A 12096-nucleotide genomic window follows, 5' to 3' on the forward strand; every position below is an offset into this window, starting at 1 on the left:
CGCGAGCAAGCTTTGCTCCTGCAGGTCATGTGTTACTTGACGACATTGATCACCCGTAGGAGCAAGGCTTGCCCGCGAAAACGGTCTACCTCACACCACCACTCTCACTGTTACAACACTGAGATTCTGTCCAACTGGTTACGTATGCCAGGAGCAGCGTAAACACGTAAACTCCTGCCCTCATCAGGAAACGGACTTCGGATTCAACGTCATGGAATTGCAATTCAGCATTACCCCCGAGCATACCAAGATCAGGATCGGCAAACTGCTGGAGCGCGAGATGCTCAAGCATGATCAACAGCAGGCCCGACTGCTGGGCTATGTCGTACGCTTTCAGGACCGCCTGCTCGCCCCGCTACTGTTTCTCCTGGGCCTGGTTGGCGGCATGCTGGCAATCTATTTCCCCGTGCGCGAATTCAGTACTCAGAAGTTCATCTCCATGGCGCTGTTCGGGGTGATCTTCTTGGTGTTCTGGTGGGTCTACTCCGGTCGCCTGCTCAGCCATTTGCGCGAACGTATCGCCGATAACCGTGCCAAGCCGCGCGCGCCTTTTCGCAGCGCGAATCAGCATCTCATCGAAATGAAACTGCGCATTCCCCTCAAGGCAACTGAAGGTGCTTATCGCCTGCAATTCGACGACCTGGGCTTCACCCTGATCAATACCAGGGGCAAAGGCGCCAAAAGCAGGCTGGCCTGGGGGCAGATTGTGCGTCTCAAGGTAACGCCCGACTTCTACTTCGTTGCCTGCGCCAAACTGGATCGTGAGGACAAGGCCTATCACATCCCCAGGCATAGCGATGTGATGGACGCGGATTCGTATCAGCAAGGTTTGGAGCTGTTTTTGAGCCGAGTGCCCGCCTCGGCCAAGGAGTCATGCGTCGCGCCCTGAGCCTCTTCTGACCAGCGTGACCCTTTTTGTGTCCCTCTCCCTTTAACCCGCCTCAGCGCAGATATTATGGAACATGGTCAAATGAGAAAAATTTGGCTGTATACGATAGCTCTGCTGGTGGGTGGCCCTGCTTACGCGGAACCCATCAAGACGATCCTCAACTGTCCATTCTCCGATGGAACCCATGCATCGCTGCTGGCCACATCGACTTTGGAAGGTCAGAAGCTGTTTTTGAAAGTCGACGGGAACATCCAGAGTGCATTTTCCGATATGCCGAACTCTGATTTTGTCGGGCAGATGGTCATGGCCAAGTGTGTTGCTTCCGGCTTGATATTCGCACTCAACTACGGAACCCCATACTCCAAGGGCGTCTTCTTACGAAAGAGTCCAATAAGCCACGCTACCGAACGGATTGATTTTTCTGAAAAAGCGCTTCCTCGCTGGCTCTACGTCGGACGCGAACAGCTGCGACTCGTCATTCCAAACAGTGGGTATGAAGTCGCAGCAAAGTTTCTGATCTACGACTTTGTGAATGGAAAGGGGCAGCCGGAAGAGGCCGAAGGCGTTGATGCTCTTCCAGGCAAACGCAGATTCAAGGTTTGGCGTTTGAGATAGTTGGCCGCGCCCTCAAGCCCCGCCACCGTGGGTGATAGAGACCAAAAACCACTCCCCCATCCCCAAACACCCACTGAGCTTAACCCCCGGTTAATCCTGCGGTCTAAAATTAACTGGACCGCGTTCGCGCAGAATCTTCTGACGCCCTGCGCGGCAGGGCCGACATCGTCAGGTGTCGCGCTGACTTCACGTCTGCACCGGAGATTTCTCATGAACATGCGTATTTTTCTGGTGGCCTCTGCCCTCGCCTGCACCGGGTTTACCGGGCTGGCGCTGGCCGACTCCGCACCTTCCCAGCCTGTGCCGTATCACTACGGAATGTCGCTGCACGTCAAGAAAGTGGTTTCGATGACCGAGCCCACAACACAAGACTGCAAGGTGGTGACGGCGGAGATGAAGTTCATCGACAACGTGGGTAAACAGGAGGACATCAGCTACCTCAAGCTGTCGGATGCCTGTAACTATCAGAACTGAGTCATGTCGCTGCGCAGCGGCAGGCATTTAGCGATGGGCGAGAGCTAGGCCAAAGGTTATGCTTTGGCCTCCCCCTTACTGCCGCAAGGATTCGCCATGCAGTTGTCGTTTCGCACACTGTCGATGTTTACCGCAGGTCTGAGTTTTACGCTGGCGCTGGTCTGGGGGTTTATACCCGAGGTGATGCTGTCGATCTGGAGTATCGGGTACTCGGACGCGACAGGGTTGGTGGCCAGACGCAGTGCGATGTTGTTTGTGGCGCTGGGCGTGATGTTTTATCAGGCTCGCAACGCGCCGCCATCCGTTTCGCGTAGCGCGCTGAGCGGCGGTCTCGTGGTGGGGGTTTTCGGGCTGGCCACACTGGGTGTCGGTGAATGGCTCAGTGGCCACGCCGGCCCAGGCATCTTGCTGGCAGTGACAGTGGAGATTGCGCTGGGCCTGGCATTTCTCCAGACCCAGCGTGTATCCGCCGAGTTCGCAGAAACCGTGGATTAATGCGCACGGACCTTTGACGCGAGCACATGGCTGCCGGGGGTGTGATCCTCCAGGTCGTGGCGCAATTCAGCGATCAGATCGTTGATTTCACGACAGCCGTTAAGAGCGTTCGCGTCGATGCCGGTCACCACCAGATCCAGTTGGTCCGTCTGGTGGTTGTCGTAGACCTTGACGGTCATCGACAGGTCCGGTGACAAGGTGCATTGGCAACGTTTAGGCAAAAAGCTGTGTTCAATGATATTGCGAAGTTCCAAGGCAGAAAGAAACATTACAACCCTCCCTTTTTGTAGGACCATCGATCAATCGTCGGGTTAACCGCCGTCAGTCTTGCTCATCCTTATCTCGCGGTTTTTCCTAGCGTGTTTTTCATGCACTGGAATGAAGCATAAAGCATGCCCGGGAATTCGCACGACGGGCCGTCGGTAAATCAGCGATTTGCGACGAACTGCCGAGTGGCCTCATGCAAAACGCATGATTGCCACTAATCATCCCGCACGTTGCCAGCTTCGCCGTCGTGGTTTGCATTGAGCGGCCAGCACAGTGAGAATGCTCGCGGTCACTGACTCAACCAAGAGCAAGGAGGCATCATGCGCTCATCTATTCTCACCGCGTCGGCGGTGCTGCTGTCCGGTCTGTCCACTCTGGCCAGCGCTGCGAAACTCGAAGACGTTGCCCCCTATCCCAAGGCTGAAAGCGGCTTTACCCGCCAGGTGATTCACTTGGCGCCGCAAACCCGTGAAGACAACTACCAGGTCGAAATCCTCGCTGGCAAAACCCTGACTGTCGATTGCAATCACCAGCGTCTGGGTGGCGCGTTAGAGGAGAAAAACCTCGAAGGCTGGGGTTATCCGTTCTATCGACTGGAGAAAGTCATCGGCCCGATGAGCACTTTGATGGCGTGCCCGGATGGCAAGAGCAAACAGGACTTCGTGCCGGTCGTCGGCGATGGTTTCCGGCTGCGTTACAACAGCAAGCTGCCGATTGTGGTCTACGTGCCAAAGGACGTCGAAATGCGCTACCGGATCTGGTCGGCGTCGGACAAGGTCGAGAAAGCCCGTCAAGAATAAGCCAGGCAAGCGTTCGTAACCTCAGTTACGAGCGGACGTTTCTGCGTCCGCTGCTCGCCTGAATCCCTTTCAGCGACTTACACCGGGACGCCGCACAATGCGGCGCGCTCGGCCACATGCCGCAAGTTATCAAAATTGATATTGGCCCCCGAGTCGATCGCCACCAGGGTCTGCCCCCGGACACCGGTTTGCGCCACGTATTTCTTGATTCCCGCCACGGCCAGCGCGCCGGATGGCTCAGTGATCGAGCGGGTATCGTCGTAGATATTCTTGATCGCCGCGCACAGTTCGTCGTTGCTGACCGTGAGTACTTCATCGACGTGATGGCGACAGATCTCAAAGCCATACGCACCGATCTGTGCGACTGCTACGCCATCGGCGAAGGTACCCACGCTCGGCAGCACCACTCGCTCGCCTGCCAACATTGCCGCTTGAAGGCACGCGGAGTGTTCCGACTCGACGCCGACGATGCGGATGTCCGGCCGCAGGTATTTGACGTAGGCGGCGATGCCGGCGATCAAACCGCCACCACCCACCGGGACGAAGATTGCGTCCAACGGGCCTTGATGCTGACGCAGGATTTCCATGGCCACCGTGCCCTGCCCGGCGATCACGTCCGGATCGTCGAAGGGTGAAACAAAGGTGCGACCGGTTTGCCGGGCCAGGCTCAATGCGTACTCCAGGGCGAACGGAAAGCTCTCGCCATGCAACAGCGCATTCGCGCCACGGCTACGCACGCCAATGACCTTCAATTCCGGCGTTGACGTGGGCATGACGATACTCGCCTCGATCCCCAACTCCCGCGCCGCCAGTGCCACGCCTTGGGCGTGATTGCCGGCCGAGGCAGTGACCACGCCGCGAGCCTTTTGCTCGTCGCTCAGTTGGGCCAGTTTGTTGTAGGCGCCGCGAATCTTGAAGGAAAAGGTCGGCTGCAGGTCTTCACGCTTGAGCAGGATCTGGTTGCCCAACACCTCGGATAACGCCGGGGCCGCCTGCAAGGGCGTGCGCACCGCCAGTTCATAAACCGGTGCGGAGAGGATTTTTTTCACGTAGTGCTCAAGCAGAGCCTGCTTGTCGGTGTTGGTGTCCATCAACGTCTCCTGGCTTTGTTCACGGCCCCGGAGACAGAAAATGAAAACCCGCCTCCAGGGCGGGTTGGGTGCAGTCGTCAGCTAGCCCGCCAAATAAGGAATGGCGGTAATAATGCTTGGCTGGCGGCGCGATACGGTGGAAGTCATGGCTCGAAATTAGCTGCGGGTGAAAGGCAAGTCAATGGCCTATTTTCTGCCGGATGCGATAGTTGATCGCTAACAGGGCTCAAGCTGAAACCTCAACGTCACGGGCCCGGTCTTCAGCAATAGCTCACCAGGCTTGCCCACGACGCTTGAGTTCGAGCCTGCGGACGAACTCCTCGAGCACCAGTGAATACAGATCGTCCTGCAAGTAAGCATCTTCGATACCGGCGTCGATGTTCGGGTTGTCGTTGACCTCGATCACCACCACTTTGTCGCCGGACTGCTTGAGGTCGACGCCATACAGACCGTCGCCGATGAGGTTGGCGGTTTTCACTGCAAGGTCCACCACCGCCTTGGGCGCCTCATGAACCGCCAGGGTACGGCATTCGCCGTTGATGTCCTGGCCCTTGGCTTTGTGGTTGTAAATCTGCCAATGCCCTTTGGACATGAAGTACTGGCAAGCGAAAATCGGTTTGCGGTTGAGCACGCCTATGCGCCAATCGTACTCGGTGTAGAAGAACTCCTGAGCCAGTAGCAATACCGAGTGCTCGAACAGTTCGGCGGTGGCTTCGAGCAAGGCTTGCTGACTTTCGACCTTGATCACCCCTCGCGAGAAGCAGCCGTCAGGAATTTTCAGCACCAATGGAAAACCCAGTCGCTCGCCCACCCGCTCAAAATCTTCCGGTCGCTCCTTGTAGAGAATTTCCGTGGCCGGCATGCCCAGTTGATGACTGTTGAGCAAGTCGGTCAGGTAGACCTTGTTGGTACAGCGCAGAATTGATGCCGGGTCGTCCATCACCACCAAGCCTTCACTTTCGGCCTTTTTCGCAAATCGGTAGGTATGGTTATCGACGCTGGTGGTCTCGCGGATCAGCAACCCGTCGTATTCGGCGATACGCGCGTAGTCCTTGCGCTCGATCAACTCGACATCGATGCCCAGGCCCTTGCCCACCCGAACGAAATTCTCCAACGCCCTGGCATTGGATGGCGGCAGCGCTTCCTGCGGATCGTGGAGGATTGCCAGGTCATAACGGGCCAGCCGGCGTGAACGCGGCACGCGCCAGATCTTGCGACTGAAGTTGTCCAGAGCGTTGGCGAAGTGATCCTCCTGATCTTCTCGCAACTTATGTAACGCGCCAGACTTAACGCCTTCGATGTGCCAGCCGTTACGTCGGCGAAACTCCACCAGCAATATTGGACACGGGAACACTTCAAACAATTGACGCGCTAAATCCTGCAACGGCTCGATATTGGTCTTGCCGAAATACAGTGTCAGGGTAAACCCTTCAGTATCACTGTAAAGGTGATTATTCAGCGCTTTGTCCAAGGCTTTATCCAGGTCATCCAGGGACAGACCATACAGGGATTTGCGTGTCAGTTCACTGATGGTTCGCACCGAAGGAATCACCTTGTGCCCCCGGGCTTCGGCCAGTAATGAGCAGTAATAACCGTGCCCCAGATACTTGTAGCTGCGGCACAGGTTGATCACCTGTACCCGTTTGCCCTGCTCGCTGCCACGGGTTTGCTCGAGGTATTCCTGGGCACTGACGATGTCTTCACTGGGGAAGTAAGACGCCCAGTCTTCCTTGCGCTCGACAATAATAATCAGCTGACTGGAAGTTCTCGAAGCCTCTGATAAATAAGTAGCCTGGGTTATTGCTGTCGGCAATCTTTGCTCCGATACTTCACGCCAATGACCTTGTAGCGCTGACATAGTGATTGATCCGTTGGAGAACATGACACTTCTTATTAAGCACGAACTTTTTCGAAAGTCCCGTTTCGTTACGCAACTTTTACGGCGGTCATATGAATCTTGTCTTTCGCCTTGCAGTACTGGATGACCTGGCAGCACTCCTGGAACTTGAACAGCAATGTTTCACCACTGATCGGCTCAACAGCCGTAGTTTTCAATGGATGATCAATCGTGCCCACGGGCAGTTGATCGTCGCCGAACACGCGGACCAACTGCTCGGTTACGCCTTGGTGCTGTTTCACCGAGGCACCTCGCTGGCACGGCTGTACTCGATTGCCATTGCAGTTCAGGCCCGCGGCACTGGCCTAGGTAAACAGCTACTGGAAACAATCGAGGCCTGCGCGCTGGAGCACGATTGCGCCTATCTGCGCCTGGAAGTGCGTACCGACAACCCAGCAGCGATTGCGTTGTACGAGCGCAACGGCTACCGGCGTTTTGCACTGATTCACGACTACTACGAGGATCACGCGGATGCCTTACGCCTGGAAAAGCGCATCCTCGAACACCGCGATGGCCGCAGCATCAGCGTGCCCTACTATGCGCAAACCACCGATTTCACCTGTGGCCCTGCGTGCCTGTTGATGGCCATGAGTGCATTGCAACCGACTCGTATCATGGAGCGCCGTGAAGAAGTACAACTCTGGCGTGAGGCGACCACCGTGTTCATGACCTCCGGCCACGGCGGCTGTAGCCCTCAGGGGCTGGCGCTGGCAGCCTGGCGGCGGGGTTTCCGGGTGCGCTTGCAGGTCAGCATGAGCGGGGCACTGTTTCTCAACGGTGTACGCGATGAGCATAAAAAAGACGTCATGCGCCTGGTGCACGATGAGTTCCAGACCCAACTAGAGCACAGCGATATCGAGCAAGTGCCGGGAGGCTTGCTGGACCTGCCTCGGTTGCTGGCCGATGGCGGGCAGCCACTGGTGTTGATCAGCAGCTACCGCCTGACCCGTTCGAAGGCACCGCACTGGGTGATCGTTACCGATTGCGACGAAGAGTTTGTTTACCTGCACGATCCGGACGTCGACCACAGCCAGCACCGCCAGCCGATGGATTGCCAACACTTGCCGGTCAGCCATGGCGAGTTTGACAAAATGTGCGGTTTTGGTCGCGGCAAGCTGCGGGCGGCGGTGGTGGTGTATGGCCGAGGGTGATCGCACGCTGTTTGGGTGTTGAAAGTTCCGCCACACTCGCAGGCAAACAGAACACCGCACGGCAGCGCCTGCCAATGCCATCAATGCCACTCAATAACTGCTGGTGTCAGGATCTCGGGGTGGTGTGCTGGGCGGGATATACGGTTTGACCGTACCCGGCGCAGTGCCGTTGCGCGGATAGCCATTGCCGATCCCGCCGTTTTCGAGGGTCGGTGGACGGGGAACAGGTACGGTGTTCGGCCCGCGAATGACCGGCGCGCTAGGTTGGGTGCCCTGCATACTGTTGGGATTGGCCCGGCGAATCGGGTTGTTGTAGGGGTTATCGGAGTTGTCAGGGAGATTCTGGGCCAGCAGTACCGGATACTCCACCGTGGCAGCCAGCATGCCGATGTCTGCGCCGGCCTGGGTCAGAGTGCCAAGCAAGCCACTCAACGCCAAGGCGCTGGTACCGAGCACAAACCTGTTCATGGTGGAGTTCCTCCAGTACATGCAGATAGGGTCTTCGATAACACGCTACGCGCAGGATTCGCCCCTGTGAAGACAATACTCCAGCGCAGAAGTAACACCGATTGAGCGCAGCGCAGACCGGCCGGAAAACCTCACCGCGCGCCAGCAAAAGCTGCTGACGCGTGGATCGTGCTCAGATCAAAACAATAATGGCCAGCAAGCCGCCGAAAATCGCCCACTTTTCCAGGTAGTAACGCGTCCGGTTGCGCTTTTTCAGTTCTTTACCGCGCAGACGGACTTTGTAGATTTTGCCGAAAAACCGGTTCAAGCCACCGGTTTTATCGCCAGCATCGTTTGGCGCGCCAGCAGCGGACATCACGTTGCGGCTGAACCAGCGATTGAACGCTGTGGCCCAGCGGTACTTCAACGGGCGCTCGATGTCGCAGAACAGGATGATGCGGTTCTGCTGGGTGGTGTTCTCGGCGTAGTGAATGTAAGTCTCGTCGAACATCACCGCCTCGCCATCACGCCAGTGATAGCGCTCGCCGTCGACGTCGATGTAGCAACCTTCATCGTTAGGCGTTTCCAGACCCAGGTGGTAACGGTACGAGCCGGCATACGGGTCACGGTGACGGACCAGTTTCGAGCCCGGTGGCAATTCGGCGAACATCGCCGCCTTGATCGAGCCGATGCTTTGCACCAGCTCCGTGGTACGCGGGCAGAGCTTGGTGGCCGACGGGTGGCTGTCGCCGTACCATTTCAGATAGAAGCGCTTCCAGCCGGTTTTGAAGAACGAGTTGAAGCCCACATCGTCGTATTGGTCCGAGCGCTTGATCTCCCCTGCCCTGAGCAGATTTTGGCCTTCGGCGCGGATTTCCTGCCAATTGGCCTGCAAGGGGCTCAGGTCCGGGAAGTCGGCCGGGTCGAGGTAAGGCTTGTTGGGGATTTTCGAAAACAGGTACAGGAAGCAGTTGATCGGCGCCAGAAAGGTCGAATGGTCACTCAACTGGCGACTCAGTTTGTGCCGGATGCGACCACGTAGATGCACATACGCAATGGATAAAACGTAGAGGGAGACAATGATGAGTTTCACGGGAATTCGTCACAGTTCAGAAGAGTACATGCCGCGCGCCACAAGCCTGACTTGAACGCAGCGTCCGAGATCCAACTATCAAATGAATCGGTCAAGCACGAAAGCCTGAGCAGAAAGCTAGCTCATGGCCACTGGGGCGTATTTTAGTCATACTTTGTAATCAAGGGTTAACTTACATTTGTGAAAAACGGTGCAGGCGTTGTGCCAGAAACGCGCCTGTTCAGCCCAACTGAACACAGGACACCATGGAAAGCTGCCGACGATCGTCTCAATAGACGTATGCCTGCTGGCTCAAATCATGCGCCGGCTGAACCGCACCGGCTACGCATAATCTCTCCCCCGGCGTCCTGCCGACCGAACGAAAGCCCTTCCTGCTGCCTCAAGATGTCCTATTGCTGCGCTGCAACCTCCACAAAAGAATTCGATGCCAAACCCGGACCACTCCTTCTGCAGCTCTGTCATTACTCGACTAGGCTATAAATCGCCACAGGAGCCAAAGCCATGGGAGACCGGAGTCCGGTTTATTTCGCGCTCTAAATCTAGATCCAACACGGCGTGTATACGGCTTCAGAGCCAATACCGATCCGATGTCGGCAACGTAGATTCAACATTGGAGGGAACCATGAGCAATATCACCGCCACCGGCGAGCCACCTGAAGCCATCCGTCTCATCATCAAGGTCTATGCCTGCCTGCTGCTCGCAGGATTTGCGTTTATTCCAGCCTACCTGATCAGCTACTTGTACTTCTTTCAGGACCCCACCCTGCTATTCGAGAACCACGCGTTCCATATCATTGCGATCGCGGCAGCCACCCTGGAAGGCTTGTTTGTGACTTACGTGACGTGGCGCTGCTATCAGTCATCGGGAGAGCCGCTGCTGCGATGGATGACGCTTGGTTTTCTCGGTTTTGTACTGATCTATGCATTGCACGGTGCGTTCACCGGGCTCGCACACCACAATATCTGGCTCTTCCTGCTTTATGGACCAGCCTCTCGACTGGTCATGTCGATACTGCTGTTAGTCGGAATGCTGTCGTACCACCGCCCACCTGATGCTGCGGACCAACGAATGAAGCCCCGTCCATGGTTAACCTGGATAGGACTGTTCCTGCTGGTTGACCTGGTAGTAGCGTACGTCGCGAACTCGTCAATTGCTGGCGAACTTGCGGTGCGCCTCTCGCTGGAAGGCGGCGCCCTGGTTTTTTCCATATTGAACGTGACAATGCTCCTGCTGCGCCGTATCCGTTCGCAACTGATGGTGATTTTTGTCATCTCGGTCACGGCGTTCGCGTTGTCATCTGTTGCATTCATCCTTGCGCGTCCCTGGAACCACATGTGGTGGCTCGCCCATGCGATCTTCGCCGCTGGGTTCTTCCTGCTGAGCTATGGGGTCGTTCAGGCGTTCCTCACCACGCGGTCTTTCTCGACAATTTATAGCCAAGAGGAACTGATGGTGCGTCTTGCCGAGGCAATGGAGTACACCGAGAACGCTCTGCAGGAACTCCAGCGCACCAATCGAGAACTCGGACACCTTGCGGCGACCGACCCACTGACAGGCGCTGATAATCGCCGTCGGTTCATGGAGCGGGTCGACGCCGAAATTGGCCGAACCAACCGCGGCGGTGCACCGTTCTCCGTGTTGGCACTTGATCTGGACAATTTCAAGTCCATCAACGATCGCTTCGGGCATCAGGTTGGCGATGACATCCTGAAGGAGTTTGTGCAGAAATGCCTCGATTCGATCCGGCCGTATGACGGCGTAGCCCGAGTGGGTGGGGAAGAATTCATGATACTGCTGCCTCAGACGTCACTTGACGGCGCGCATCAAATCGCTGAGCGTCTGCGAACCAGCGTTGCAAACACTGCTTTTAATAGCGGTTTTCAGCGGTTAAACGTACTCACAGTGAGCATCGGCATATCGCAATCTGGCCGCGACGGCAACACCATCGAGACAATTTTGCAGGTAGCCGATCAACGCCTGTATCACGCTAAACACCAAGGCCGTAATTGTGTGGTCACGGCCATCAAGACCAGCCTCCAACCTCTGCCCTGACCATCATCGAGCTTGCGCCTGACCTTTTCCGCTACACCACATCCAGCCAGGAGCGGAGTCAGGCCAGCTTTATCAGCGCACCAGAGACATTATCTCTGGCTTGCCGTAACTCGCTTGCATCCTGATTCAGGCGATGGACGACACCCAGCAGCCGCTGGCGCAGCAATTCGTCACCAAGCTGATCAATCGCCCGCATGACATCAACTGCTGCGGCCTCGTTATTGGCAGCTGCTGCGTCCAGTGCTTTACGCAGGTTTCGTGCTGATCGGTTCACTTCATTAGCCCTCATGAATCAGGCCTGCACTCTACAACAGCAATGTTTCTTTTTAATTTCAGTCGCTTAGCTTTGGAAAGATGGCACCTGACTGGAGATAACCCATGAGCACATCTGAGGTGGCCGTATCGTAGCACCCCATAAGGATCGGGTTAGCGCCCAAGCAACTTGGCGGCAAGATCAATACCGCACTTTCGTGCGTCGTCAAATGCAGTCCAGGTGCCAAACTCTTCGCCAATCCTCGTGTAGCGTCCACATTCATTGAGCCAGACGATAATGACTCGCCGCGTCGCACTACCCGGCTCCCCCCAAATGAAGTCGATCGTTGCTTTCCTGCCATTCGGATGAACGTAATCGACGGGATGTGGACTTTCGGTGACTAAATTCATTGCGAATCGGCTTGCAGCACTGGCTGATGATGTCAAGGCGGGAAGGATCATGCGAACCTAGACATAACAGATCGCGAATCAGGGCCATGTGCTCTAGGCTCTGTACGAAAACTGCCTGCGCGTCGACCAGGCTGCGTTAAAAACAGGCTCGGAATGCTCAT

Annotated in this window: 13 protein-coding genes and 1 pseudogene; 7 read left to right on the top strand and 7 right to left on the bottom strand. The window is 56.4% G+C overall.

Features of this window, described 5'->3' with window-relative positions; all coding sequences use genetic code 11:
* Positions 1-211 precede the first annotated feature (211 nt).
* From FPT12_RS09905 to FPT12_RS09920, 4 genes are all read left to right on the top strand, one after another.
* Positions 212-889 (top strand): hypothetical protein, encoded by a 678-nt coding sequence (locus tag FPT12_RS09905; RefSeq protein ID WP_145016087.1) that lies wholly within the window; start codon positions 212-214, stop codon positions 887-889.
* A gap of 81 nt (positions 890-970) precedes the next feature.
* Positions 971-1504: a hypothetical protein gene (locus FPT12_RS09910; protein ID WP_145016088.1), complete on the top strand. Its 534-nt coding sequence runs from the start codon at positions 971-973 to the stop codon at positions 1502-1504.
* 210 nt (positions 1505-1714) lie between these two features.
* Entirely contained in the window at positions 1715-1978 is a 264-nt protein-coding gene (locus FPT12_RS09915) for a DUF2790 domain-containing protein (RefSeq protein WP_145016089.1), read from the top strand.
* A 96-nt stretch (positions 1979-2074) separates the two neighbouring features.
* Positions 2075-2473, top strand: coding sequence for a hypothetical protein (locus FPT12_RS09920; RefSeq protein ID WP_145016090.1), 399 nt, complete (start codon positions 2075-2077; stop codon positions 2471-2473).
* Here FPT12_RS09920 and FPT12_RS09925 read toward each other — a convergent pair.
* Positions 2470-2742, bottom strand: coding sequence for a DUF1652 domain-containing protein (locus FPT12_RS09925; protein ID WP_145016091.1), 273 nt, complete (start codon positions 2740-2742; stop codon positions 2470-2472). The two genes, FPT12_RS09920 and FPT12_RS09925, sit on opposite strands and share 4 nt — an antisense overlap.
* A 318-nt stretch (positions 2743-3060) precedes the next feature.
* On the opposite strand from FPT12_RS09925, the gene eco reads away from it, so the two are divergent.
* Complete coding sequence (eco, locus tag FPT12_RS09930; RefSeq protein ID WP_145016092.1) at positions 3061-3540, top strand: serine protease inhibitor ecotin; 480 nt, start codon at positions 3061-3063, stop codon at positions 3538-3540.
* A 95-nt stretch (positions 3541-3635) separates the two neighbouring features.
* On the opposite strand, the pseudogene ilvA reads toward eco, so the two are convergent.
* Together ilvA and FPT12_RS09940 are read right to left on the bottom strand one after the other, a co-directional pair.
* Positions 3636-4631: pseudogene (gene ilvA, locus FPT12_RS09935) on the bottom strand (threonine ammonia-lyase, biosynthetic); the annotation flags it as partial.
* A gap of 271 nt (positions 4632-4902) precedes the next feature.
* Positions 4903-6489, bottom strand: coding sequence for a RimK family protein (locus FPT12_RS09940; RefSeq protein ID WP_145016094.1), 1587 nt, complete (start codon positions 6487-6489; stop codon positions 4903-4905).
* Positions 6490-6581: 92 nt separating this feature from the next.
* Between FPT12_RS09940 and rimI the strand changes: the two genes are divergently transcribed.
* Positions 6582-7679, top strand: a complete 1098-nt coding sequence (gene rimI, locus FPT12_RS09945; protein WP_145016095.1) for a ribosomal protein S18-alanine N-acetyltransferase — start codon at positions 6582-6584, stop codon at positions 7677-7679.
* A 90-nt stretch (positions 7680-7769) separates the two neighbouring features.
* Here rimI and FPT12_RS09950 read toward each other — a convergent pair whose 3' ends face one another.
* Complete coding sequence (locus FPT12_RS09950) at positions 7770-8147, bottom strand: hypothetical protein (protein ID WP_145016096.1); 378 nt, start codon at positions 8145-8147, stop codon at positions 7770-7772.
* A 172-nt stretch (positions 8148-8319) separates the two neighbouring features.
* Positions 8320-9219, bottom strand: coding sequence for a lipid A hydroxylase LpxO (gene lpxO / locus FPT12_RS09955; RefSeq protein ID WP_145016097.1), 900 nt, complete (start codon positions 9217-9219; stop codon positions 8320-8322).
* 622 nt (positions 9220-9841) lie between these two features.
* Here lpxO and FPT12_RS09960 point away from each other — a divergent pair.
* Positions 9842-11272 (top strand): GGDEF domain-containing protein, encoded by a 1431-nt coding sequence (locus FPT12_RS09960; RefSeq protein ID WP_145016098.1) that lies wholly within the window; start codon positions 9842-9844, stop codon positions 11270-11272.
* A 58-nt stretch (positions 11273-11330) separates the two neighbouring features.
* Here FPT12_RS09960 and FPT12_RS09965 read toward each other — a convergent pair whose 3' ends face one another.
* Both FPT12_RS09965 and FPT12_RS09970 read right to left on the bottom strand, forming a co-directional pair.
* Positions 11331-11546 (bottom strand): hypothetical protein, encoded by a 216-nt coding sequence (locus tag FPT12_RS09965; protein WP_145016115.1) that lies wholly within the window; start codon positions 11544-11546, stop codon positions 11331-11333.
* 152 nt (positions 11547-11698) lie between these two features.
* On the bottom strand, positions 11699-11935 hold the full coding sequence (locus FPT12_RS09970) for a hypothetical protein (protein WP_145016099.1): 237 nt from the start codon (positions 11933-11935) through the stop codon (positions 11699-11701).
* Between the last annotated feature and the right edge of the window lie 161 nt (positions 11936-12096).

It is taken from the genome of Pseudomonas sp. H3(2019), assembly GCF_007713465.1.
In the GTDB taxonomy this organism is placed as follows: Bacteria; Pseudomonadota; Gammaproteobacteria; order Pseudomonadales; family Pseudomonadaceae; genus Aquipseudomonas.